At 69.4% G+C, this 23,314-nt stretch carries 19 protein-coding genes and 1 tRNA gene; 15 read left to right on the forward strand and 5 right to left on the reverse strand.

The features are described 5' to 3' along the window. The first annotated feature begins 41 nt into the window (after positions 1-41). Entirely contained in the window at positions 42-611 is a 570-nt protein-coding gene (locus ACLQ2Q_RS11740) for a PepSY domain-containing protein (RefSeq protein ID WP_425820643.1), read from the forward strand. Positions 612-748: 137 nt separating this feature from the next. On the opposite strand, the gene ACLQ2Q_RS11745 is transcribed toward ACLQ2Q_RS11740, so the two are convergent. The 4 genes from ACLQ2Q_RS11745 to aceA all read right to left on the reverse strand — a co-directional run bounded on the left by ACLQ2Q_RS11745 (position 749) and on the right by aceA (position 6,790). Then, positions 749-1,948, reverse strand: coding sequence for a pyridoxal phosphate-dependent aminotransferase (locus tag ACLQ2Q_RS11745; protein WP_425820644.1), 1,200 nt, complete (start codon positions 1,946-1,948; stop codon positions 749-751). 48 nt (positions 1,949-1,996) lie between these two features. Then, positions 1,997-3,457: a dihydrolipoyl dehydrogenase family protein gene (locus tag ACLQ2Q_RS11750; protein WP_425820645.1), complete on the reverse strand. Its 1,461-nt coding sequence runs from the start codon at positions 3,455-3,457 to the stop codon at positions 1,997-1,999. Between the two features lie 123 nt (positions 3,458-3,580). After that, positions 3,581-5,365 (reverse strand): malate synthase A, encoded by a 1,785-nt coding sequence (gene aceB, locus ACLQ2Q_RS11755; protein ID WP_425820646.1) that lies wholly within the window; start codon positions 5,363-5,365, stop codon positions 3,581-3,583. A 108-nt stretch (positions 5,366-5,473) separates the two neighbouring features. Continuing rightward, a complete protein-coding gene (aceA, locus tag ACLQ2Q_RS11760; protein ID WP_425820647.1) occupies positions 5,474-6,790 on the reverse strand; it encodes an isocitrate lyase in 1,317 nt (438 codons plus the stop codon). A gap of 148 nt (positions 6,791-6,938) precedes the next feature. Between aceA and ACLQ2Q_RS11765 the strand changes: the two genes are divergently transcribed. Continuing rightward, entirely contained in the window at positions 6,939-8,519 is a 1,581-nt protein-coding gene (locus ACLQ2Q_RS11765; protein WP_425820648.1) for a helix-turn-helix domain-containing protein, read from the forward strand. 346 nt (positions 8,520-8,865) lie between these two features. On the opposite strand, the gene ACLQ2Q_RS11770 is transcribed toward ACLQ2Q_RS11765, so the two are convergent. Then, the gene (locus ACLQ2Q_RS11770) at positions 8,866-10,401 is read right to left on the reverse strand and encodes a PucR family transcriptional regulator (RefSeq protein ID WP_425820649.1); all 1,536 of its coding nucleotides are present in this window, start codon (positions 10,399-10,401) and stop codon (positions 8,866-8,868) included. A gap of 94 nt (positions 10,402-10,495) precedes the next feature. Between ACLQ2Q_RS11770 and gabT the strand changes: the two genes are divergently transcribed. From gabT to ACLQ2Q_RS11835, 13 genes are all read left to right on the forward strand, one after another. Continuing rightward, positions 10,496-11,857 carry a 4-aminobutyrate--2-oxoglutarate transaminase gene (gabT, locus tag ACLQ2Q_RS11775; RefSeq protein ID WP_425820650.1) on the forward strand — a complete coding sequence of 454 codons (1,362 nt, stop codon included), beginning with the start codon at positions 10,496-10,498 and terminating at the stop codon, positions 11,855-11,857. 99 nt (positions 11,858-11,956) lie between these two features. Further along, positions 11,957-13,333, forward strand: coding sequence for a flavin monoamine oxidase family protein (locus tag ACLQ2Q_RS11780; RefSeq protein ID WP_425820651.1), 1,377 nt, complete (start codon positions 11,957-11,959; stop codon positions 13,331-13,333). Then, positions 13,330-14,214, forward strand: a complete 885-nt coding sequence (locus tag ACLQ2Q_RS11785; protein ID WP_425820652.1) for a universal stress protein — start codon at positions 13,330-13,332, stop codon at positions 14,212-14,214. The genes ACLQ2Q_RS11780 and ACLQ2Q_RS11785 overlap by 4 nt, the downstream gene beginning before the upstream one ends. Continuing rightward, positions 14,211-15,764 (forward strand): APC family permease, encoded by a 1,554-nt coding sequence (locus ACLQ2Q_RS11790; protein WP_425820653.1) that lies wholly within the window; start codon positions 14,211-14,213, stop codon positions 15,762-15,764. The genes ACLQ2Q_RS11785 and ACLQ2Q_RS11790 overlap by 4 nt, the downstream gene beginning before the upstream one ends. An 18-nt stretch (positions 15,765-15,782) precedes the next feature. After that, positions 15,783-17,249: an NAD-dependent succinate-semialdehyde dehydrogenase gene (locus ACLQ2Q_RS11795; RefSeq protein ID WP_425820654.1), complete on the forward strand. Its 1,467-nt coding sequence runs from the start codon at positions 15,783-15,785 to the stop codon at positions 17,247-17,249. Between the two features lie 21 nt (positions 17,250-17,270). Next, positions 17,271-18,638 carry an NAD-dependent succinate-semialdehyde dehydrogenase gene (locus ACLQ2Q_RS11800; protein ID WP_425820655.1) on the forward strand — a complete coding sequence of 456 codons (1,368 nt, stop codon included), beginning with the start codon at positions 17,271-17,273 and terminating at the stop codon, positions 18,636-18,638. A gap of 170 nt (positions 18,639-18,808) precedes the next feature. After that, positions 18,809-19,264: an NUDIX hydrolase gene (locus tag ACLQ2Q_RS11805; RefSeq protein WP_425820656.1), complete on the forward strand. Its 456-nt coding sequence runs from the start codon at positions 18,809-18,811 to the stop codon at positions 19,262-19,264. Positions 19,265-19,420: 156 nt separating this feature from the next. After that, positions 19,421-19,493, forward strand: a tRNA-Trp gene (locus ACLQ2Q_RS11810). A 39-nt stretch (positions 19,494-19,532) separates the two neighbouring features. Beyond that, positions 19,533-19,811, forward strand: a complete 279-nt coding sequence (gene secE / locus ACLQ2Q_RS11815; protein ID WP_425820657.1) for a preprotein translocase subunit SecE — start codon at positions 19,533-19,535, stop codon at positions 19,809-19,811. A 72-nt stretch (positions 19,812-19,883) separates the two neighbouring features. Beyond that, on the forward strand, positions 19,884-21,065 hold the full coding sequence (nusG, locus tag ACLQ2Q_RS11820; protein ID WP_425820658.1) for a transcription termination/antitermination protein NusG: 1,182 nt from the start codon (positions 19,884-19,886) through the stop codon (positions 21,063-21,065). A 122-nt stretch (positions 21,066-21,187) separates the two neighbouring features. Beyond that, entirely contained in the window at positions 21,188-21,619 is a 432-nt protein-coding gene (gene rplK / locus ACLQ2Q_RS11825; protein ID WP_425820659.1) for a 50S ribosomal protein L11, read from the forward strand. Positions 21,620-21,634: 15 nt separating this feature from the next. After that, positions 21,635-22,324 (forward strand): 50S ribosomal protein L1, encoded by a 690-nt coding sequence (gene rplA / locus ACLQ2Q_RS11830; protein ID WP_425820660.1) that lies wholly within the window; start codon positions 21,635-21,637, stop codon positions 22,322-22,324. Positions 22,325-22,497: 173 nt separating this feature from the next. After that, complete coding sequence (locus tag ACLQ2Q_RS11835) at positions 22,498-23,304, forward strand: amino acid ABC transporter substrate-binding protein (RefSeq protein WP_425820661.1); 807 nt, start codon at positions 22,498-22,500, stop codon at positions 23,302-23,304. Positions 23,305-23,314 lie beyond the last annotated feature (10 nt).

A 23,314-nucleotide genomic window follows, 5' to 3' on the forward strand; every position in this document is an offset into this window, starting at 1 on the left:
AGGGTCGGCGCGACAGGCTGGATGCGAAAGAGGAGGACACCATGCGCACACGCACCATCTGGATCACATCCGCCGCCGCCGGCCTGGCACTCGTCGCCGGGGGCACGGCGGTCGCATTCGCGGTCACGGACGACCTGACCGACGACGACGCCCGCGAGTCGGCAGAGATCACGTCGGAGGAGATGGACGCGGCGATCGCCGCAGCCCTCGACGAGGTGGGGCCGGGGACGGTCGTCGACGCTGATCGCGACGACGACACAGGCCACGCCTACGAGATCGACGTCGTGCTCGATGCCGGAGGACGGGTCGAGGTGAAGCTCGACGAGTCGCTGAACGTGCTCGATGCCTCACCCGAGGACGCGACGGACGCTTCCGACGACACGGGCTCATCGGACGACGAGGCGGACGACAACGGCGGCCAGCCGGTCGAGCCGGCCGATGCGGACCGTGCCTCGAAGGCCGCACTGGCCCACACGGGCGAGGGGACCGTCACGGAGGTCGAGCGCAGCGACGACGCCGACCACGTGTGGGAGGTCGAGGTCACCCTCACCGACGGCAAGGACGTCGACGTCGAGCTCGACGCGGGCTTCGCCGTCACGAAGGCCGACTGACCGGGCCCGCCGCCGCCTCGAGCCGAGAATCGGTCCCGCGGCCGAGGATCGGTGCGTCGCGCCGATTCTCGGCCGCCCGGCCGATTTGTCGAGTTACGGGGAGAGCTCCGGCATCCGGCGCACCCGCGATCGCCGGGCTACGCGAAGAGCTCCTGCATCCGGCGCACTCCCTCGAGGAGCGCGTCATCGCCCAGGGCGTACGACAGCCGCAAATAGCCGCTGGGGCCGAACGCCTCGCCCGGCACCACCGCGACCTCGGCCTCTTCGAGGATCAGGTCGGCCAGCTCGAGCGACGTCGTCGGCGTCTTGCCCCGCCACTCGCGGCCGAGCAGCCCCTGCACGTCCGGGTACACGTAGAACGCGCCGAGCGGATTGGGGACCGTGACGCCCTGGATCTTCGCCAGCTCGCCGACGATGAGCCGGCGGCGGCGGTCGAATGCCTGGCGGAACTGCTCCGCCTCGGCCTGGGGACCGGTCAGCGCGGCGAGCGCCGCACGCTGCGCGATGTTGTTCACGTTGCTGGAGAGGTGGGACTGAAGATTCGCGGCCACCTTGATCGCGTCCTTCGGCCCGACCATCCAGCCCAGCCGCCACCCGGTCATGGCGTAGGTCTTCGCGACGCCGTTGACGAGGATCGTCTGGTCGGCGAGCTCCGGCACGGCCTCGACGATCGAGATCGCCGACACTCCCTCGTAGACGAGGTTCTGGTAGATCTCGTCGGAGATCACCCAGATGCCGTGCCCGAGCGCCCACTCGCCGATGGCGCGGGTCTCGTCGGCGGTGTAGACGGAGCCCGTCGGATTCGACGGCGACACGAAGACGAGAGCTGTCGTACGGTCGGTGCGGGCGGCTTCCAGCTGATCGACGGTGACCTTGTAGTTCTGGTCGGCGCCGGCGAACACCTCGACGGGCACACCGTCCGCGAGCGCGATCGCCTCGGGATAGGTGGTCCAGAACGGTGCCGGCAGCAGCACCTCGTCGCCCGGGTTCAGCACCGCCTGGAACGCCTGGTAGACCGCCTGCTTGCCGCCGTTGGTGACGATGACCTGCGTGGCGTCGACCTCGAGGCCGGAGTCGCGCAGCGTCTTGGCGACAATCGCCTCGCGGAGCACCGGCAGCCCCACGGCGGGCGTGTACCGGTAGTTCGCGGGATCGCGCAGCGCCACTGCCGCGGCATCCACGATGAACTGTGGCGTCGCGAAATCGGGCTCGCCCGCCGCATACGAGATCACGGGCCGACCGGCCGCCTGCAGTGCCTTGGCCTTGGCGTCGACCTTGAGAGTCGCCGATTCGGCGATCGCGGAGAGCTTTCGAGAGAGAGGAGCGCGTTCAGTCACGCGATCGAGCGTAGTCGGGGGACGGATGCCGCGGCATCCACTCTCTGTTCACTCCCGACCTGGGGAACCGGTCGCATCGGCGCGGAGGAGCGCGCGGGCGGCGCTGCCGATGATCGCGCTGTACGTCGGGTAGGCGAACTTCACGCCGGCGAGCGTCGCGACATCGATGCCCGCCGCCATGGCGGTCGTGACGGACTGGATGACCTCCACGGCGTTCTCGCCGACGGCATGTGCGCCGAGGATGAGCTCACGGCGGTTGTCGGCGATGAGCTTCAAGAACCCGACCCCTCGATCGTCGATGACGGCGCGCTCGAGCTCTCGGTAGGAGGCGGTCGCCACGATGCAGCGCGGATCGCGCTCGCGGGCCTGCGCCTCGGTCAGCCCCACCCCTGCGTAGTCGGGATCGGTGAACCCGCCGGCCGGCAGCAGGTGGTGAGGAGTGCGGCGGTTGGCGTCGAGCACGGCGTTCTCGGCGGCCGCCTCGCCCTCGAACTGCGCTGCCTGCACGAGCATGTCCCGACCGTTGGCGTCGCCGACGGCGAAGATGTGCGACACGCTGGAGCGGAAGTACCGGTCGACGGGGATCGAGGAGCGGTCCACCTCGACCCCGGCGTTCTCGAGACCCAGATCTTCGACATCCGCGGGCCATCCGGTCGCCATGACGACGGCGTCGAAGACGTCGTTCCGCTCGTCCCCCTCGGCGGTCCACGTCAGGACGATCCGGCCGTCGTCGGCGGGCGCGAGCGATGAGACCCCTTCGATCCCGGTGTGGACGACGATTCCCTGCGCTTCGAAGGACTCGGTCACGGCGGCCGCGACATCCGCGTCGGAGGGCATGAGGATGCGGGGCGCCAGATCGAGCAGCGCGACCTCTGAGCCGAACGAGCTGAACACGGTCGCCAGCTGCACGCCGGTGTTGCCGGCGCCGATGATCGCAACGCGGCGGGGCAGCGCGGGCAGACCGAGCACGTGCTCCGGAACGGTGGCGAGTTCGGCGCCCGGGATCGGCAGCAGCCGCGAGTGCCCGCCGACGCAGACGAGAATCGTGGATGCCGTCAGCCGGCGCCCGGAGTCGAGCAGGAGGGTGTGCGGGTCCTCGAACCGCGCGCGCCCCTCCTGCACCAGAGTGATCCCGGCGTCGTCGAACCGCGCCGCCTCGGCCTTGATCCCTCGAACCGCGTCGACGCGCTCGTGCACACGGGCGACCGTCGCCGCCCAGTCGATCGGCTCAGGGTGCGTGGTGATGCCGTACGCCGAGGCCGCCCGGACGTCGCGCATGAGCCGCGCGGTCTTGGCGAAGACCCTCGTGGGAACGCAGCCGGTGTTCACGCACGTGCCGCCGAGGCGGTCGGAGGATTCGAGCACCACGACACGTGCGCCGAGCTCGGCCGCACGGATCGCTGCGGCGGTGCCGGCGGGCCCCGCTCCGATGACGGCGACGTCGTAGTGATCAGGGGACGCCGGGCCGGCGGCATCGTGTGCCGTGCCGGGGGCGGAGATCGTGGTCATGCGGTCCTCTTCCTCGTGCCTCGCCCCAGTCTGACATCGCCGCACCGGTGCAAGCCGAAGGGGGCGGATGCCGCGGCACCGCCCCCTCTTCCCGGCTGCTCTTTCGATTCGCAGACGTCGCCGTTACCCGGTCTCGACGAGGAATCGGCTGTAGGCGCCGAGCGTCAGGAACGCGGGGAATTCGTCGCGGAGCGCGACATCCCGGAACACCTCTGCGGCGTCCTCGAACCGGTCGATCTTCGAGCCTGTCGAGTCGGCCCCGGAGCCTGTCGAGTCGGTCCCCGAGCCTGTCGAGTCGGTCCCCGAGCCTGTCGCATCGGTCCCCGAGCCTGTCGAGGGGTCGCGGCGACCGACCTCGGTGAGCACCTGATCGATCAGCTCCTCGACGTACTCCCGCGTGATGCGGGTGCCCTCGGCCGTGCTGTGGTCCTGGTGGATCCACTGCCACACCTGGCTGCGGGAGATCTCCGCGGTTGCGGCATCCTCCATCAGGTTGTCGATCGCGACGGCGCCGAGACCACGAAGCCACGCCTCGATGTAGCGGATGGCCACCGACACGTTGTCGTGCACGCCCTGATCGGTCACCGGTCGCCCGATGTGCACATCGAGCAGCTGGGCGGCCGTGACCTGCACGTCGTCGCGCCGGCGATCCAGCTGGTTGGGGCGGTCGCCGAGCACGGCGTCGAACTCCGCCATAGCGGTCGGGATGAGGTCCGGGTGCGCGACCCAGGTGCCGTCGAAGCCGTCGCCGGCCTCCCGCCGCTTGTCGGCCGACACCTTCTCGATCGCGCGCTGAGTCACCTCGGGGTTGCGGCGGTTCGGGATGAAGGCGCTCATCCCGCCGATCGCGAAGGCGCCTCGCTTGTGGCACGTCTTCACGAGCAGCTCGGTGTAGGCCCGCATGAAGGGCACGGTCATCGTGACCTCGCTGCGGTCGGGCATCACGAACCGCGCTCCGCGCCCGCGGTAGTTCTTGATGATCGAGAAGATGTAGTCCCAGCGGCCCGCGTTGAGCCCGGCGCAGTGGTCGCGCAGCTCGAAGAGGATCTCCTCCATCTCGAACGCGGCGGGCAGCGTCTCGATCAGCACGGTCGCGCGGATGGTGCCGTGCGGGATGCCGATGTACCGCTCACTGAACGTGAAGACGTCGTCCCAGAGCTTCGCCTCCTCGGAGCTCTCCAGCTTCGCGAGGTAGAAGTACGGCCCGCGGCCCGTGTCGATCAGCGTCTGCGCGTTGTGGAAGAAGTAGAGGCCGAAATCGACGAGCGAGCCGGATGCCGCCAGCCGGCGTCCCGATCGGTCGGTGAAGTGCAGGTGCTGCTCCGGCAGGTGCCAGCCGCGCGGGCGCATCACGATCGTCGGCGTGCGCTCGGCGGTGACCTCGTACGTCTTGCCTTCCGGGCTGGTGAACGACAGCTCGCCGCGGATCGCGTCGCGGAGCGACAGCTGCCCCTCGATCACGTTCTTCCAGGTGGGGGAGGTCGCGTCCTCCTGATCGGCGAGCCAGACCCGCGCCCCGGAGTTGAGGGCGTTGATCGTCATCTTGGGGTCGGTCGGGCCGGTGATCTCGACGCGGCGGTCCTCGAGGCCCGGGCCCGCGCCGGCGACGCGCCACTCGGCGTCGTCGCGGATGTGCGCGGTGTCGTCGCGGAACCGCGGGTCGTGGCCGTTGCCGATCTCGAAGCGGCGGCGCATCCGGTCGGCGAGCCGGTCGTGCCGGCGCCCACCGAACCGCTGGTGCAGCTCGGTGAGGAAGGTGAGCGCCTCGGGGGTGAGGACCTCGTCGTAGCGGTCACGGATCGGTCCGGCGATCTGGATCGTCGGCGTGTGCGTGTGGGTGCGGATGGATCCGGTCGTGGTCGGCGGGGTCGTTGTGCTCGGCGGGGAGCCGGTGTCGGTGATGGTCATGGTGTCTTCTCCTGCGGTGTGTGCGGGTTTGGGGCGGTATCCCTCCGCTGGGGCGCGTTGCTCGCGCCCCAGCGGAGGGGATGCGCCCCAAACCCGGGTGGTGGTGAATTAGTGGAACTGCTGCGCCTCGGTGGATCCCACCAGCGCCAGGGTCGCGCTGTCGGGGTTGAGCGCGGATGAGACGAAGTCGAAGTAACCGGTTCCGGCTTCTCGCTGGTGCTTGGTCGCGGTGTAGCCGCGGGCCTCGGCGGCGAACTCTGCCTCCTGGAGCTCGACGTACGCGCTCATGGCGCTGTCGGCGTAGCCCCGGGCGAGGTCGAACATCGAGTAGTTGAGAGCATGGAAACCGGCCAGGGTGATGAACTGGAACTTGTAGCCCAGGTCGGCCAGCTCCTGCTGGAAGGTCGCGATCTGCTGATCGTCGAGGTGGCGCTTCCAGTTGAACGACGGCGAGCAGTTGTACGCCAGCAGCTTGCCGGGGTACCGCGCGTGGATCGCGGTGGCGAAGTCCCGCGCCAGCTCGATGTCGGGTTCGCCGGTCTCCACCCAGAGCAGGTCGGCATACGGGGCGAAGGCCAGGCCGCGGCTGATCACGGCGTCAAGGCCCGGGCGCACCCGGTAGAAGCCCTCGCTCGTGCGCTCGCCGGTCGTGAACGCCCGGTCGCGCTCGTCGACGTCGCTCGTCAGCAGGTCTGCCGCCAGGGCGTCGGTGCGGGCGATGATCACCGTCGGCACGCCGGCGACATCCGCCGCCAGCCGGGCCGCGTTGAGCGTGCGGATGTGCTGCTGAGTGGGCACCAGCACCTTGCCGCCGAGGTGGCCGCACTTCTTCTCGCTCGCCAGCTGGTCTTCCCAGTGGATGCCGGCGGCGCCCGAGGAGATCAGCGACTGGGCGAGCTCGTACGCGTTCAGCGGCCCGCCGAAGCCGGCCTCGGCATCCGCCACGATCGGCGCCAGCCAGTCCTGGGTGAGCTCTCCTTCCGCGTGCTCGATCTGGTCCTGGCGGATCAGCGCGTTGTTGATGCGGCGGACGACGGCGGGCACCGAGTTGGCGGGGTAGAGGCTCTGATCGGGGTAGGTCTGACCGGCGAGGTTGCCGTCGGCGGCGACCTGCCAGCCGCTGAGGTAGATCGCCTTGAGGCCGGCCCGCACCTGCTGGACGGCCTGTCCGCCGGTGTAGGCGCCGAGGGCCCGGATGTAGTCCTCGGTGTGCAGGAGGTTCCACAGGTTCTCGGCACCGCGCTGCGCAAGGGTGCTCTCCTCGCGGACCGAGCCGCGGAGGCGGATGACGTCCTCGGCCGTGAAGGTTCGCTCGACGCCGTCCCAGCGGCGGTCGGTGTCCCAGGTCTCCTGCAGCTCGGCGGCGGTCTGGGTCTGGTCGCCCGCTCGCAGCGGCGGGCGGCTGGGGGTGGAGTGGAGAGTCATGTCCGTTTCCTCTTCGTCGTGGATGCCGGTCGTCTCGGTGACAGGGACCGGATGGCGTGCTTCCACTCTCGGAGAAGTAACAGCGCCACCATGTCCATTCGTCCGGAGAAGATTCGCGAAACTTCTGCTCCAGTGACAGAATCTGGTCATGATTGCTTCGGATCCCGGATCGGGACTCTTCGTCTCGCCTTTGGCTCGCTCAGCGACCGCAGCCTCCGCGACGGGCACCCCTCGGTCCCTGAGCGAGCGCAGCGAGACGAAGGGCCCCCCGGCGGCATCGGCGACGACGGACCTCGAGCCGGAGACGGACGTGCTCACCATCGGCCGCCGCATCCGTCAGCTCCGAACGCAGCGCGGGCTCACGCTCGAGGAGCTCGCCGCCGCCGTCGACCGGGCACCGAGCCAGCTCTCGATGATCGAGAACGGGAAGCGCGAGCCGAAGCTCACCCTCCTGCAGGCGATCGCACGCACGCTCGGATCCAGCCTCGACGCGCTGCTCGAGTCCGAGCCGCTCGACGAGCGCTCCTCGCTCGAGGTCGCCCTCGAGCGCTCGATGAAGGGCCAGACGTTCCAGGCCCTCGGGATCCAGCCCTTCCGCATCGGCAAGGGGGTGCCCACCGAGGCGCTGCAGGCGATGCTGGCGCTGCAGGGCGAGATCGAGCGGTTGCGCGACGAGCGGGCCGCTACCCCCGAGGAGGCCCGCCGCGCCAATGTCGAGCTGCGACACCTGATGCGCCGGCAGGACAACTACTTCGCCGAGCTCGAGGGGCACGCCCGCCGCATCCTGGATGCCGTCGACCACCCTGGTGGTCCGCTCACTCAGCGCACGGCATCCGATATCGCCGCCCATCTGGGGTTCACCCTGCATTACGTGCCCGATCTGCCGCAGACCACTCGCAGCGTCGCTGACCTGAAGAACGGCCGGCTCTATCTCTCCAGCCGGCTCACGGCGAAAGGCGACCCGCGCACGGCGGTGCTGCAGGCGCTCTCCAGCCGCATTCTCGGGCATGTCGAGCCGACGTCGTATGCGCAGTTCCTGCGGCAGCGGGTGGAGACGAACTACCTCACCGGCGCGCTTCTGATCCCCGAGGAGCACGCGGTGCCGTTCCTGCACGACGCCAAGGCCCAGCGCGCCATCTCCATCGAGGATCTGCGAGACGCCTACTCGGTGTCGTACGAGACGGCCGCGCATCGGTTCACGAACCTCGCAACGGAGCATCTCGGCATCCCGGTGCACTTCCTCAAGGTGCACGAGTCCGGCACCATCACCAAGGCGTACGAGAACGACGACGTCAACTTCCCGACCGATCGGCTGGGCTCCATCGAGGGCCAGATGTGCTGCCGCAAGTGGACCAGCCGCGTCGTGTTCGACGTCGACGACAAGTTCAACCCCTATTACCAGTACACCGACACGGGCAACGGCACGTACTGGTGCACCGCGCGGGTCGAGGCATCGAGCGAGGGGGCGCACTCGGTGAGTGTCGGCGTGCGCTTCGACGACACGAAGTGGTTCCTCGGGCGGGACTCGACCAACCGCGGGGTGTCGCGGCACGCCGTCGAGGTCTGCTGCCGGCGCGCCCCCGCCGACCTCGAGGCGAGCTGGCGCGAGAACGCGTGGCCGAACGTCCGGACCCCCCGCACCCTGCTGGCGACGCTGCCGACGGGTTCGTTCCCCGGGGTCGACTCGACCGATGTCTACGAGTTCCTCCAGGCGCACGCGCCCCAGTAGGAAGCAGCGGCCGGCGTTCTCCTCGGGTTCGGGGCGTGATCCCTCCCTTGAGGCGCGCTGCTCGCGCCCCAACGGAGGAGACGCGCCCCAACCCATTCTCCGCGCGCCGAGCACCGCGCAGGCGTTCTCCTCGGGTTCGGGGCGTGATCCCTTCCTTGGGGCGCGCTGCTCGCGCCCCAGCGGAGGAGACGCGCCCCAACCCATTCTCCGCGCGCCGAGCACCGCGCAGGCGTTCTCCTCGGGTTCGGGGCGCATCACCTCCCTTGGGGCGCGCTGCTCGCGCCCCAAGGGAGGGGATGCGCCCCAAACCCGTTCTTCTCGCGCCCTGAACCCGGTCGTCCGCAAGTCACCGGGACAGCTGAAGCGCCGCCCAGAGATCGGCGCGGGCGGCGAAGCCGCGCAGGTCCCGGTGCAGCAGCCGCTCGATCAGCGAGATGCGCGCGCGCAGCGTGTGGCGATGGATGCCCAGTGCCTTGGCGGCGGCATCCCCGTTCGCGTCGTGCTCGAGCCAGACGCGGGCGCTCTCCGCGAGAGAGGTGCCGTGCTCCGCATCGTGCTGTTCCAGCGGCGCCAGTGTCGCGCGCGCCACCTCGCGCGCGGCCCCGTCCTGTGCGGCGGCGAGGACTCCCCGGCGCGCGAGCGCGCCGAACCGCGTGACTCCCGTCCCCTCCGCCGAGGCCAGCCGCGCCTCCCGGTACGCGCGGGCGAAGGCGTCGTAGCCCGCCGGTTCCGAGACACCGACCGCGAGCCCGAAGGCGGCCGCGAGCTCCTCGATCAGAGCGACGTCGTCGGCCTCGACACAGATCACCAGCCCCTCGTCGCCGCGGCCGAAGAAGACGCGAGCCTGTCGTTCGCCCGCCCGAAGGTCGAGGAATGCCGCGATGGCGTCGCTGTTGCGCCCGACATCCGTCACCAGCCCGACGACGATTGGCGCGGCCGGCAGCCCGCCCCACAGCTCCCGCGCCACGCGACGTGCGAGCCGAGGATCATCCGACAGCAGGGACTGCACGAGCCCGGCTCGCAGCATCCCCCTGGCGCGGGCGAGGTCGTGCGTCTGCTCGAGCGCGAGACCCGCCATGGCGATCACCGATGTCACCACGCCGCGGGCTGCCTGGTCCAGTCCCTCCGAAGCGATCGCCATCACCCCCCGCAGGTGTCCACCGCGCCCGAGCGTCTGCAGGGTGAAGGCGCGGCCGCGGATGCGCGTGGATGACGCGGCCCGCGCACCGCCGCGCAGCACCGCCACCGCCTCCCGCGCCAGTTCGGGGCCGAGGTCCTCCTCGAGCTGCCCCTCCGGAAAGCTGCGGGCGAGCGAGCCCGCGGTGTCGTACAGGCCGACCCAGGTTCCCAGCTGGCGGGCGAGTTCCGCGAGGCTGGCACCCAGCCCGTCCGGCCGGAGCGCCGCGAGCGAAATGGCCCTCTGCGCCGCGAGCGCCCAGCTTCGGCGCGCATACGCCTCCGCGGCGATGGCCTCCGCGTTGGCCCGCGCCACCGCGATGAACGGCGTCCGGTACGGCACCTCGAACAGCGGGATGCCGTGCGCCGCGCAGGCGTCCACCAGCAGGGGAGGGATGCCGTCGCGCACCACTTCCGTGCCGAACCCGAGCCCCGCGACGCCCCGCGCGCGCAGGCGACGCACGTACGCGTCGTACGACTCCCGCGAGTCCGCGTCCGGCTGCGCGGCGTCCGGCACGAACTGGGTGCCCGTCGTGAGGAGGAGCAGGCCCTCGGACAGGAACGGTGTCGGGTCCACGAGATCCGAGCTGTGCACCCACCGCACCGGCACGTTCTCGAGTGCGGAGAGCTCGCCCTGGAGCCGCAGTGCGAGGTCCGCACGCAGCAGCAGCGCCCGCAGTGTCGCGGACTCGGGCGGCTCTGCCAATTCCCTGCCTCCTGTACACGCTGTCGAACATCAACCTCCACAATGTACATCCCGGCGAGTGCGTCGCCACACGCCGCGGCCTACGCTCACCTCCATGAGCATCATTGACGCCGCCCTCGAAGCCGTTCCCCTCGGCGGGCCGTCGCTCCCGCAGGAGCGCCGCCTCGTCACCGAGTTGCCGGGCCCTCGTTCGCAGGAGCTCCTCGCGCGAAAGGCCGCCGCGGTGGCCGCGGGCGTCGGTCATTCGGTTCCCATCGCCGCGGTCGCGGCCGGAGGGGGAGTGATCGTCGACGCCGACGGCAACTCGCTCATCGACCTCGGCTCCGGCATCGCCGTCACGACGGTGGGCAATGCCCACCCCCGCGTCGTCGCGGCCGTGCAGGCCCAGGTGGCCCAGTTCACCCACACGTGCTTCATGATCTCGCCGTACGAGCCGTATGTGGCCGTGGCCGAGGCCCTCAACCGGGTGACGCCCGGCGATCACGAGAAGAAGAGCGCGCTGTTCAACTCGGGCGCCGAGGCGGTCGAGAACGCCGTCAAGATCGCCCGCAAGTTCACCGGCAGGCAGGCCGTCGTCGCGTTCGACCACGGCTACCACGGCCGCACCAACCTGACGATGGCCCTGACCGCGAAGAGCATGCCCTACAAGAGCGGCTTCGGTCCCTTCGCTCCGGAGATCTACCGGGTTCCGCTGTCCTACCCCTACCGTGACGGCCTCAGCGGCCCAGAGGCGGCGAAGCGCTCGATCTCGCTCATCGAGAAGCAGATCGGCGCCGATAACCTCGCCGCGGTGATCATCGAGCCCATCCCGGGTGAAGGCGGCTTCATCGTCCCGGCCGAGGGCTTCCTCCCGGCGATCGTGGACTGGTGCCGGGCCAACGGCGTGGTGTTCATCGCCGACGAGGTGCAGACCGGATTCGGGCGCACCGGGGCCATGTTCGCGAGCGAGCACGAGGGCATCGTGCCCGACCTGATCACCACGGCCAAGGGCATCGCCGGCGGTCTGCCGCTCGCCGCCGTCACGGGACGTGCCGAGATGATGGATGCCTCGCACGCGGGCGGCCTCGGCGGCACCTACGGCGGCAACCCGATCGCGTGCGCCGCCGCGGTGGCCACCATCGAGGCGTTCGAGCAGGACGGCCTGGTGGAGCGCGCCAGAGACGTCGGGGCGCTCCTCACCGAGCGGCTGAACGCCCTCCAGGAAGCCGACCCCCGCATCGGCGACGTCCGAGGCCGCGGCGCCATGGTCGCCGCCGAGTTCGTCGATCCGGCGACGGGCGAGCCGGACGCCGCCCTCACGGGCAGGATCGCGAAGGCCGCCATCGCGGAGGGGGTCATCGTGCTCACGTGCGGCACGTACGGCAACGTCATCCGTTTCCTGCCCCCGCTGGCCATCCCGGACCATCTGCTCGCCGAGGGCCTCGACGTCGTCGCGGCCGCGCTCGCAGCGGCCTGAGCGCGCACCGCAGCCGAGCCGCATCCCCCCTATCCGAGGCCCAGCGCCGAGCCCCTCCCGTTCGAGACGCGAGGCATCCACCCTGACGAAGGAGTCCGAATGAGCGAGATCACCCGTGATGTCGTCATCGTGGGGGCCGGCGCCGCCGGCCTCACCGCCGCCAACGAGCTGAGGCGCGCCGGGCTCTCCGTCGCGGTGCTCGAAGCCCGTGACCGGGTCGGCGGGAGGCTCTGGACCGACGACATCGACGGCGCCATGCTCGAGATCGGTGGCCAATGGGTCTCGCCCGACCAGGAGGCGCTCAAGGAGACCCTCGCCGAGCTCGGCCTCGAGACGTACAGTCGCTACCGCGAGGGCGAGAGCGTGTACATCAATAGGGCGGGGCAGCTCACCCGCTTCACCGGCGACATCTTCCCCGTCCCGCCCGCCACAGAGAAGGTGATGGTCGAGCTGATCGACAAGCTCGACGCCATGGTCGCGCAGATGGACCCCGACCGTCCATGGGAGCACCCCGACGCCGAGGCGCTCGACAGGATCTCGTTCGAGGGGTGGCTGGCGCAGCAGACCGACGACGAGGAGGCGCGCGAGAACATCGCCCTCTTCATCGCCGGCGCGATGCTGACCAAGCCCGCCCACGCGTTCTCGGCCCTGCAGGCCCTGCTGATGGCTGCCAGCGCCGGCAGCTTCTCCCACCTCGTCGATGCCGACTTCATCCTCGACGAGCGGGTCGTGGGCGGGCTGCAGCAGGTTCCGCTGCTGCTGGCGGAGCGCCTCGGCGACGACGTCTTCCTCGGCCAGCCCGTGCGCACTCTCGAGTGGGACGACCCTTCGACCGGCTCGGGGACCGGGGTGACCGCCATCGCGGACGGGATGACGGTGCGCGCACGCTTCGCGATCCTGGCCCTCGCGCCCGTGCTCTACGACCGCGTGTCGTTCGTGCCGCCGCTCCCACGCCTGCAGCACCAGCTGCACCAGCACATCTCGATGGGATTCGTGATCAAGGTGCACGCAGTGTACGAGACGCCGTTCTGGCGCGAGGCGGGCCTGTCGGGCACGGCCTTCAGCCCGTACGAGATCGCACACGAGGCCTACGACAACACCAACCACGGCGACCCCCGTGGCACGCTCGTGGGATTCGTCTCCGATCAGAACGCGGATGCCGTGTTCACCCTCTCGCCCCAAGAGCGCAAGGAGCGCATCCTCGAGTCGCTGTCGCACTACTACGGTGAACAGGCGAAGCACCCGGTGGTCTACTACGAGAGCGACTGGGGGAGTGAGGAGTGGACCCGCGGCGCCTATGCCGCGAGCTTCGACCTCGGCGGGCTGCATCGCTACGGCGCGCACCTGCGCACCCCGGTCGGTCCGATCCACTTCGCCTGCAGCGACATCGCCGGCGCGGGGTACCAGCACGTCGACGGCGCCATCCGCATGGGACGCGAGACCGCCCGGCACATCATCGAGGAGGCCAGGGCATGACCGCTCCGCGGTACGTCGTCGGCTACACCGCCACCGAGTCCGGCGACGACGCGGTCGCGCTGGGCGCACGGCTCGCCCGTGCCACCGGCGCGGGGCTCGACATCGTGCTCGTGCTACCGGAGGAAGGGCGCAACGCGGCCGTCCCGCCTGATGCCGGCTACGAGACCTTCCTGCGGAGCCGCGCGGAAGGCTGGCTCGCGGCGGGAGCTGCGAAGGTCCCGCAGGGCGTGGCGCACCACGTGCATGTGCGGTTCGGCGAGTCGTTCGCCGAAGGGCTGGTCGCGGCGGCCGCCGAGTTCGGCGCATCGCTCATCGTGGTCGGCGCGGCCGGTGGGAGCCGCCGAGGGCGGTACGCGCTCGGCTCCGTGGCGAACGAACTGCTGCACTCCTCCGACGTGCCGGTCGTGCTCGCGCCGGCCGGTGTGCGCGAGGTCGACGGCCCGGTCACGCGCGTGACGGCGATGGTCGGCACCCGTCCGGGGGCCGAGGTTCTGCTGGATGAGAGCGTCGCCCTCGCCGCCGCGGCGGATGCCGACCTGCGTCTGGTCTCTCTCGTCACGGTCGACCTGCCGGCCAGCGTCGACACCGGTGTCATCCGCATCGCCGGCGCCGCGCATGCCGACGGCGTGCTGGCCGAGGCCAGGGCCGCCCTTCCCGACGGCTCCTCCGCCGAGGCATCCGTGGCCCGTGGCGAGTCGATCGAAGACGCCGTCGCCCACCTCGACTGGCAGCCGGGCGAGTTGGTCCTCGTCGGATCGAGCCGGCTGGCGCAGCGACGTCGTCTCTTCTTGGGCTCCACCGCGGCGAAGATGCTGCGCGAACTGCCCGTCCCCATGATCGTCGTACCGCGCACCCGAGCGCAGGAAGGAGCTCAACGATGAGCACCACACAACAGCCCCCCACCGCCACGGGGGATCCCCTCGACGGCGGACTGTCGAAGAAGGGGCTGAGCGCCGGCTCCGTCGGCCTGATCGGCGCCGTCGTCATCGGCATCGCGAGCATCGCGCCCGCCTATACGCTGACGGCGGCCCTGGGCCCCACCGTCTCGGCCGTCGGGTTCCAGGTGCCAGCGATCATCCTGGTCGGATTCGTCCCGATGCTGCTGGTGGCGCTCGGCTATCGGGAGCTGAACCGCTCGATGCCGGACAGCGGCACCTCGTTCACGTGGGCGGCGCGCGCCTTCGGCCCCTGGGTGGGCTGGATGGCCGGCTGGGGTCTCGTCGCCGCCACGATCCTCGTGCTGTCGAACCTCGCAGGCATCGCTGTGGAGTTCCTGTTCCTGCTGATCGCACAGATCTCCGGCAACCCCGATATCGCGGACCTCGCCTTCAACCCGTTCATCAACGTGATCGTGTGTCTGCTGTTCATGCTGGGCGCGACGCTGATCGCCTACCGCGACATGCAGACGACGCAGAAGCTTCAGTACTTCCTCGTCGGATTCCAGGTGGTCGTTCTGGTGCTGTTCGCCGGTGCCGCCTTCTGGCACATCGCCCAGGGCACTGCGTTCGACGCGCAGCCCATCGAGCTGTCGTGGTTCAACCCGTTCGCGGTGGCCGATTTCAGCTCGCTCGCCGCGGGCCTGTCGCTGTCGATCTTCATCTTCTGGGGATGGGATGTCACCCTCACGATGAACGAGGAGACGAAGGACCCCGAGCGCACGCCCGGACGCGCCGCGACGATCACGATCGTGATCATCGTGGCGCTCTACCTGCTGATCGCCGTCGCCCTCCTCGCGTTCTCCGGAGTCGGGACGGGCGAGTTCGGTCTCGGCAACGAGGACATCCAGGGCAACGTCTTCTTCGCACTGGCGGCACCGATCCTCGGTCCGATCGCCGCGCTGGTCTCCCTCGCGGTGCTCACCAGCTCCGCGTCGTCGCTGCAGGCGACGATCGTCGGCCCGGCGCGGACGCTGCTGGCGATGGGCCACTACGGCGCCCTGCCCGCCAAGTTCGCCTCCGTGCGCCCTCGGTTCTTCACCCCCGGCTACGCCACGGTCGTCTGCGCCGTCGTCGCATCGGTCTTCTACGCGGTCATGCGCTTCATCAGCGAAGACGTGCTGTGGGACACCATCACCGCGCTCGGCATGATGATCTGCTTCTACTACGGCATCACCGCCTTCGCGTGCGTGTGGTACTTCCGCAAGCAGTGGCTCGACTCCGCGCGGATGTTCTTCTTCACGCTGCTCGCGCCGCTGGTGGGAGGCGTCATCCTCGCCGTCCTGTTCGTGACGACGCTGATCGACAGCACCGCGCCGGACTACGGCAGCGGCTCGAACATCGCGGGCGTCGGGCTCGTCTTCATCCTCGGCGTCACCGTCATCCTGCTCGGTGTCGTCATCATGATCATCCAGGCCATCCGGCGCCCGGCGTTCTTCCGCGGTGAGACACTGTCGATGGATGCGCCGGCCAGCCTGCGGCGTCGGCGCCGCTGACTCACGAAGGAGAACTTCATGACCGACGAACGCGAATCCGCGCTGCTCGAATCCGTGCCCAACCAGCTCTTCATCGGAGGCGAATGGGTGGATGCCGCCGGGGGAGCGACGCTCGATGTGCGGGACCCCTCGACCGGCCTCGTCATCCGCTCGATCGCCGACGCGAGCGTCGACGACGGCGCTCGGGCGCTGGATGCGGCGGTGGCGGCTCAGGATGCGTGGGCGGCCACGCCGCCGCGCACCCGCAGCGACATCCTGCGCCGGGCATTCGACCTCGTGCAGGAGCGCAAAGAGGACCTCGCCCTGCTCATGACCCTCGAGATGGGCAAGCCCCTCGCCGAGTCGCGCGGCGAGGTCGTCTACGGCGGAGAATTCCTCCGGTGGTTCTCGGAAGAGGCGGTGCGCATCGCCGGCCGCTATGGACTGAACCCCGAAGGCACGGGGCGGATGATCGTCTCGCAGCGCCCCGTCGGCCCGTCGTTCTTCATCACGCCGTGGAACTTCCCGTTCGCGATGGCCACGCGCAAGATCGCGCCGGCGCTCGCCGCCGGGTGCACCGTGGTGATCAAGCCGGCCGAGCTCACACCCCTCACGACGCTGTACTTCGCGTCCATCCTGGCCGAGGCGGGGCTGCCGGCCGGCGTCGTCAATGTGCTGACCACGTCCTCCTCCGGGTCCGTCTCCGGCCCGATCATCGCCGACCCGCGCTTGAAGAAGCTCTCGTTCACGGGGTCGACCGAGGTGGGCCGCAAGCTCATCGCGCAGGCCGCAGAGGGCGTGCTGCGCGTATCGATGGAGCTGGGCGGCAACGCACCCTTCGTCATCTTCGAGGATGCGGACCTCGACAAGGCGGTCGACGGCGCGATGCTCGCCAAGTTCCGCAACATCGGGCAGGCGTGCACGGCGGCGAACCGCTTCATCGTGCACGAGGCGGTCGCTGAGGAGTTCGCGGCGCGCGTGGCCGAGCGCGTCTCGTCCATGCGCGTCGGCCGCGGCACCGAGGAGGGCGTGCAGATCGGCCCGCTGATCAACGAGGGCGCCGTGGACAAGGCCTCCGAGCTGGTGGATGACGCGGTCGATCGCGGCGCGAGCGTACTGGCGGGTGGGTCGCGCATAGAGGGTGAGGGCACGTTCTACGAGCCCACCGTTCTCTCCGGCGTCGTGCCCGGCAGCCAGATCCTCCGCGAGGAGATCTTCGGGCCGGTGCTCGCCATCGCCACGTTCGCCGACGAGGACGAAGCCGTGCGCCTCGCCAACGACACGGAATACGGGCTCGTCTCCTACGTATTCACCCGGGACCTGCAGCGCGGGCACCGGATGATCGACCGTCTCGAGACCGGGATGATGGGCCTCAACGTCGGCGTCGTGTCGAACGCGGCGGCCCCGTTCGGCGGCGTCAAGCAGTCCGGCATCGGCCGCGAGGGCGGCCTCGAGGGCATCCACGAATACCTGTCGACCAAGTACACGCTGATCCCCGTCGACTGACGCGGGACGGATCGGAGACTCATGAGCGAATACGCCGTCATCAATCCGGCCACGGGTGAGACCCTGGCCACGTACGACACCTTCACCGACGAGCAGGTCGAGGCCGCGATCGCGGCCGCGTCCGCGGCGCACCGGGACTGGTCGCGGAACTCCAGCGTGGCCGATCGCGCTCGGCTTGTGCGTCGTGTCGCCGAGCTGCACCGCGAGCGGCGGGAGGAGCTTGCCGACACCATCGTTCGCGAGATGGGCAAGCCGCGGGAAGCCGCGCTCGCCGAGGTCGACTTCGCCGCCGACATCGTCGAGTTCTACGCAGACAACGCCGAAGAGATCATGAGGGACACGCCGATCGCGATCCTCGCCGAGGGGACCGCGGTGATCCGGCGCTCGTCGCTCGGGCCGCTGCTGGGCATCATGCCCTGGAACTTCCCGTACTACCAGGTCGCCCGCTTCGCCGCCCCGAACCTCATCGTGGGCAACACGATCCTGCTCAAGCACGCCGGGCAGTGCCCCGAGTCCGCTCTCGCGCTGGAGAAGATCCACCGCGATGCCGGATTCCCCGAGGGCGCCTACGTGAACGTCTTCGTCTCGAACGAGCAGGCCGCCGACATCATCGCCGACCCGCGAGTGCAGGGGGTGTCCCTCACCGGGTCCGAGCGCGCCGGTGCGGCCGTGGGCGAGGTGGCCGGGCGCAACCTCAAGAAGGTCGTGCTGGAGCTCGGCGGGTCCGACCCGTTCATCCTGCTGTCGACGGACGACCTCGACGGCGCCGTGCAGTCCGCGGTGGATGCTCGGCTCGACAACACGGGCCAGTCCTGCAACGCGGCGAAGCGGTTCATCGTCGCCGACGACCTCTACGAGAAGTTCCTGGAGAAATTCACCGCCGGGATGACGGCGGCCAAGGTCGGCGACCCGTTCGCCGAGGACACCGTGCTCGGCCCGCTCTCGTCGATGGTGGCAGCGGAGCGGCTCCAGGAGCAGGTGGACCGTGCCGTCGCCCAGGGCGCCACGCTGGTCGCCGGTGGAAAGCGCGACGGCGCGTACTTCCCAGGCACGGTGCTGACCGACGTGACGCCGGACATGGATGCCCACCGCGAGGAGTTCTTCGGCCCCGTCGGCATCGTCTACCGCGTCTCCGACGAGGAGCAGGCGATCGCCGTCGCCAACGACACGCCCTTCGGGCTCGGGTCGTACCTCTTCACCACTGACGCGGACCAGGCGCAGCGCCTGGCCGACCGCATCGAGGCCGGCATGGTCTATGTGAACCTCGTGCTGGCCGACAGCCCGGAGCTTCCCTTCGGCGGCGTCAAGCGCAGCGGCACCGGGCGCGAGCTCGGACTGCTCGCGGCGGACGAGTTCGTGAACAAAAAACTCATCCGCGTCGGGGCCTAGGTTTCGAGGTCCGCTCCGCGATGTCCCCCTGCGAGCAAGAGCGGGGCCCCTACCCCGATTGCCCGCAGGGGGACATCGCTGCGCTCGTCGACACCAGGGCTGCTTGCTCTGAGGGAGGGGCCGGGGTTGGGGATCGGTGGGTGCGGCGTTGAGAGGGGTAGGGTCGGCGGGTGAGTTCGAGTCTTCGGCGTACCGCGCGCATCCTGGTTCTTGATCGGGAGGACGCGATCCTGCTCCTGAAGACCCACTGGTCTCGCCGGATCCTTCCCGAGCGGTGGCTGACCCCCGGCGGTGGGGTCGATCCCGGTGAGGACGTGCACGCGGCCGCGATCCGGGAACTGTTCGAGGAGACCGGCCTGCGCGTTCCGTCGCTCGGGGATCCTGTGTGGCACGAGCGTCGCCCCCTTCCGGCCGGACACGAGTTCGACGAGACGGATGCGACCTACTTCCTGCTGCGCACACACCGGTTCGAGATCGTTCGCGACGACTGGACCGAGAGCGAGCACGACGACATCGTGGACATCCGCTGGTTCACTCCGCAGGAGCTCGCGGCATCGACCGACGAGTTCGATCCCGAGGACGTGCGGGCGATTCTGGCGCGCGTTCTCGCGGCGTCGGCATCCTGAGAGGTTCCGGCCCGGTTCGCCCCGGGCGGGGGCATGCCGTAGACTGGTGGATGCAGTTGAAGTCTGCATTCTTTCGCCGTGCCCGCGACAGGGCACACACCCTCTCACACAGTGCGCGGCGGAGAAGTGCGGGCATCCGAGGCCAGAACGGTCTCTAGGGCGGTAGCTCAATTGGCAGAGCAGCGGTCTCCAAAACCGCAGGTTGCAGGTTCGATTCCTGTCCGCCCTGCGCGTCAGCGCACGCTGGCACACGAAAGGTACATTCAGGATGGTCCAGGACGCACCCGGCGGCGAGGTGGTCGCAGCTAGCGGCACCCCACGCGAGAAGAAGCCGAACATCTTCACTCGCATCGCGGTGTTCATCCGCCAGGTCCTCGCGGAATTGCGCAAGGTCGTCACCCCCACCCGTCAGGAACTGCTGAAGTTCACGGCGGTCGTGCTCGGCTTCGTCGTGATCATGATGGGGCTCGTCTACGGCCTCGACCTGGTGTTCTCGTGGCTCACGACGGTCGTCTTCGGGGTCCCCGGCCAAGCGGTGAACCCCTGAGCCGTCGCCTCCGCGACGCACGCGGGCAGCGCCTGACGACGGTGTCCCGCCCCTCAAACGAAAGAGATCTCAGTGTCTGAAAGATATGTCGACGACGCCGACTGGGCGACGGCTGCCGAGCAGTCCAGCGAGGACGACGAGGCCCAGGAGGGCAACGTCCTCGCCCAGGAAGAGCGCGCCGTCGAACCCGCCGAGCACGCCGCCCTCCACATCGTGGATGACGAGGACGACGACGCGGGCGACGCAGAAGACATCGACATCGACGACCCGGAGGCAGACGCCATCGTGAACGACGCCCTGAACCTCGATGAAGCAGCCGAGAGCGAAGCTGCCGCCGAGGTGCTGAACGACTCCCTCGCAGAGGAGGCGGCCGAAGAAGCCGCCGAGCACGCCGACGACGTGACGCCCTACGACGGCCCCGACATCAACGGCGAGCCGGATGCGCCCGTACTGGACGAGGACTTCGTCGCAGAACTGGATGCCGCGGCATCCGTCGTCGACGAGGCAGAAGCCGACGAGGACCCGGCGTCGCTTCCCGGCGACCTGGCGCTCGACTTCGAATCCTCCGCCGACGAGGACGGGCTGTCGGACGGCGCGGTCGTTCCCGACGGCGAAGAGGTCGACGAGGACGCCGACCCGTACGAGGCGTTCCGCGCCGAGCTGCGCTCGCTCCCCGGCAAGTGGTACGTCATCCACTCGTACGCGGGCTTCGAGCGCAAGGTGAAGGCCAACATCGAGCAGCGCAAGTCCACGCTCGAGGTAGAGGAAGACATCTACCAGATCGAGGTCCCGATGGAGGACGTCGTCGAGATCAAGAACGGCCAGCGCAAGATGGTCACGCGCGTGCGCATCCCGGGCTACGTGCTCGTGCGCATGGAGCTGAATGAGGACACCTGGTCGGTCGTGCGGCACACCCCCGGCGTCACGGGCTTCGTGGGCAACGCCCACAACCCCACGCCGCTGCGCTTCGAGGAGGCCTTCACGATGCTGAAGTCGCTCGTCGAGGTCAAGGAGGTCGCCCAGACGAAGTCCGGCGGCGCCGCCAAGGGCTCCGCGACCCAGTCGCGCAGCATCCCGGCCGAGGTCGACTTCGAGGTCGGCGAGACGATCACCATCAAGGAAGGCTCGTTCGCGGGCCTCCCCGGCACGATCAGCGAGATCAAGCCCGAGAGCGGCAAGCTCACGGTGCTCGTCTCCCTGTTCGAGCGCGAGACCCCGGTCGAGCTGTCGTTCGACCAGGTCACCAAACTGTAAAAGGCTTCCCGGAGCACGACTCCGGGAGAACCGCTGTCCGGAGATGCCGGACGTGCGGGAGAACGGATCGGTCCCTGAGCTTGTCGAAGGGCCCGGCATCCGCTCGATGAAAGGAAGAAGAAATGGCACCCAGGAAGAAGGTGACCGGCCTGATCAAGCTTCAGATCAAGGCCGGCGCTGCCAACCCCGCCCCGCCGATCGGGCCCGCGCTCGGTCAGCACGGCGTCAACATCATGGAGTTCTGCAAGGCGTACAACGCGGCGACCGAGGCCCAGCGCGGCAACGTCATCCCCGTTGAGATCACCGTCTACGAGGACCGCAGCTTCACGTTCATCTTGAAGACCCCGCCGGCCGCGGAGCTCATCAAGAAGGCCGCCGGCGTCGCCAAGGGCTCGCCGACCCCGCACACGACCAAGGTGGCCAAGCTCACCAAGGAGCAGGTGCGCGAGATCGCCGAGACCAAGATGCCCGACCTGAACGCCAACGACATCGAGGCCGCCTCGCTGATCATCGCCGGCACCGCCCGCTCCATGGGCATCACGGTCGAGAACTAGGAAGGGGAGAAGACCATGGCAACCAAGTCCAAGGCCTACCAGGCCGCCGCGGCGAAGATCGACGCGGACAAGTTCTACACCCCGACCGAGGCCGTCGCCCTCGCGAAGCAGACCGGTTCGACCAAGTTCGACTCGACCGTCGAGGTTGCGCTCAAGCTCGCCGTCGACCCGCGCAAGGCGGACCAGATGGTGCGTGGCACCGTCATCCTCCCGCACGGCACCGGCAAGACCGCTCGGGTCATCGTGTTCGCGACCGGCCCCGCGGCCGAGGCCGCGATCGCGGCCGGCGCGGATGAGGTCGGCGGCGCCGAGCTCATCGAGAAGGTCGCCGGCGGCTACACGTCGTTCGACGCCGCGGTCTCGACCCCCGAGCTCATGGGCCAGGTCGGTCGTCTCGGAAAGGTGCTCGGCCCCCGTGGGCTCATGCCCAACCCGAAGACCGGCACCGTGACCCCCAACCCGGCCAAGGCCGTCGAGGAGATCAAGGGCGGCAAGATCGAGTTCCGTGTCGACAAGCACGCCAACGTGCACTTCGTCGTCGGCAAGGCCTCCTTCTCGGAGGAGCAGCTCGACGAGAACGTCAAGGCCGCTCTCGAGGAGATCGTCCGCCTCAAGCCGTCCAGCTCGAAGGGCCGCTACATCCAGAAGGGTGCGGTGTCGACCACGTTCGGCCCCGGCATCCCGCTGGATGTCAACGCCATCTGAGTCCGACTCTCAACGAAGGGGTCTTGCCGAAACAGGCAAGGCCCCTTCGTGGTTCCGCAGAGCCGGAGAACCGACACCCGGCGTAATCAAGATGCGGTATCCATGCCGATGCATGTTGTACTTGTCAGTCCTGCCCGCGCGCTGCCGGCCCGAATCACAGGAGTTCCCCACCCATGTCACGCCGTACCACCTTCTCCGCCATCGTTCTCGCCGTCACCGCGGTCGTCACGCTGTCCGCCTGCAGCAGCGGCACCGCGAGCCCGGAATCCTCCGCCGGGGGCGAGGACTTCGGCCTCGTGCAGGCGGGCACGCTGACCGTAGCGACCGAGGGCACGTACCGCCCCTTCACCTTCCATGACGAGAGCGGCGACCTCGTCGGCTTCGACGTGGAGATCGCAGAAGCCGTCGCGGACAAGCTGGGGCTCGAGATCGCCTTCGAGGAGACGCAGTGGGATGCGATCTTCGCCGGGCTCGACGCCGGACGCTTCGACGTCATCGCGAACCAGGTCTCGATCAACCCCGAGCGCGAGGAGAAGTACCTTTTCAGCGACCCGTACACGGTGTCGCCCGGCGTGATCGTCGTGCCCGAGGACGATGATTCGATCTCGAGCTTCGAGGACCTCGCGGGCAAGACGACCGCCCAGTCCCTCACGAGCAATTGGTACGAGCTCGCCCAGGAGAGCGGCGCGACCGTCGAGGCGGTCGAGGGGTGGGCCCAGGCCGTGGCGCTGCTGGAGCAGGGCCGGGTCGACGCCACGATCAACGACAACCTCACGTTCCTGGACTACGAGAAGAGCGAAGGTCCCACCGGCCTGAAGATCGCCGCCGAGACCGACGACCCCGCGTACAACGCCTTCGCGCTGACGAAGGACAAGACCGACCTCGTCGCTGCCATCGACGATGCGCTCGCCGAGTTGCGCGAGGAGGGCGTTCTGGCTGAGATCAGCGAGAAGTACTTCGGCGCGGACGTCACCCAGTAGACCTTCAACC

The organism is Microbacterium sp. DT81.1 (genome assembly GCF_049844955.1).
Lineage (GTDB): Bacteria > Actinomycetota > Actinomycetes > Actinomycetales > Microbacteriaceae > Microbacterium.

Coding starts and splice junctions, on each gene's coding strand:
- ACLQ2Q_RS11740 (WP_425820643.1), top strand. CDS start 42: ATGCGCACACGCACCATCTGGATCACATCCGCCGCCGCCGGCCTGGCA.
- ACLQ2Q_RS11750 (WP_425820645.1), bottom strand. CDS start 3,457: ATGACCACGATCTCCGCCCCCGGCACGGCACACGATGCCGCCGGCCCG.
- aceB (WP_425820646.1), bottom strand. CDS start 5,365: ATGACCATCACCGACACCGGCTCCCCGCCGAGCACAACGACCCCGCCG.
- aceA (WP_425820647.1), bottom strand. CDS start 6,790: ATGACTCTCCACTCCACCCCCAGCCGCCCGCCGCTGCGAGCGGGCGAC.
- ACLQ2Q_RS11765 (WP_425820648.1), top strand. CDS start 6,939: ATGATTGCTTCGGATCCCGGATCGGGACTCTTCGTCTCGCCTTTGGCT.
- gabT (WP_425820650.1), top strand. CDS start 10,496: ATGAGCATCATTGACGCCGCCCTCGAAGCCGTTCCCCTCGGCGGGCCG.
- ACLQ2Q_RS11780 (WP_425820651.1), top strand. CDS start 11,957: ATGAGCGAGATCACCCGTGATGTCGTCATCGTGGGGGCCGGCGCCGCC.
- ACLQ2Q_RS11785 (WP_425820652.1), top strand. CDS start 13,330: ATGACCGCTCCGCGGTACGTCGTCGGCTACACCGCCACCGAGTCCGGC.
- ACLQ2Q_RS11790 (WP_425820653.1), top strand. CDS start 14,211: ATGAGCACCACACAACAGCCCCCCACCGCCACGGGGGATCCCCTCGAC.
- ACLQ2Q_RS11795 (WP_425820654.1), top strand. CDS start 15,783: ATGACCGACGAACGCGAATCCGCGCTGCTCGAATCCGTGCCCAACCAG.
- ACLQ2Q_RS11800 (WP_425820655.1), top strand. CDS start 17,271: ATGAGCGAATACGCCGTCATCAATCCGGCCACGGGTGAGACCCTGGCC.
- secE (WP_425820657.1), top strand. CDS start 19,533: ATGGTCCAGGACGCACCCGGCGGCGAGGTGGTCGCAGCTAGCGGCACC.
- rplK (WP_425820659.1), top strand. CDS start 21,188: ATGGCACCCAGGAAGAAGGTGACCGGCCTGATCAAGCTTCAGATCAAG.
- rplA (WP_425820660.1), top strand. CDS start 21,635: ATGGCAACCAAGTCCAAGGCCTACCAGGCCGCCGCGGCGAAGATCGAC.
- ACLQ2Q_RS11835 (WP_425820661.1), top strand. CDS start 22,498: ATGTCACGCCGTACCACCTTCTCCGCCATCGTTCTCGCCGTCACCGCG.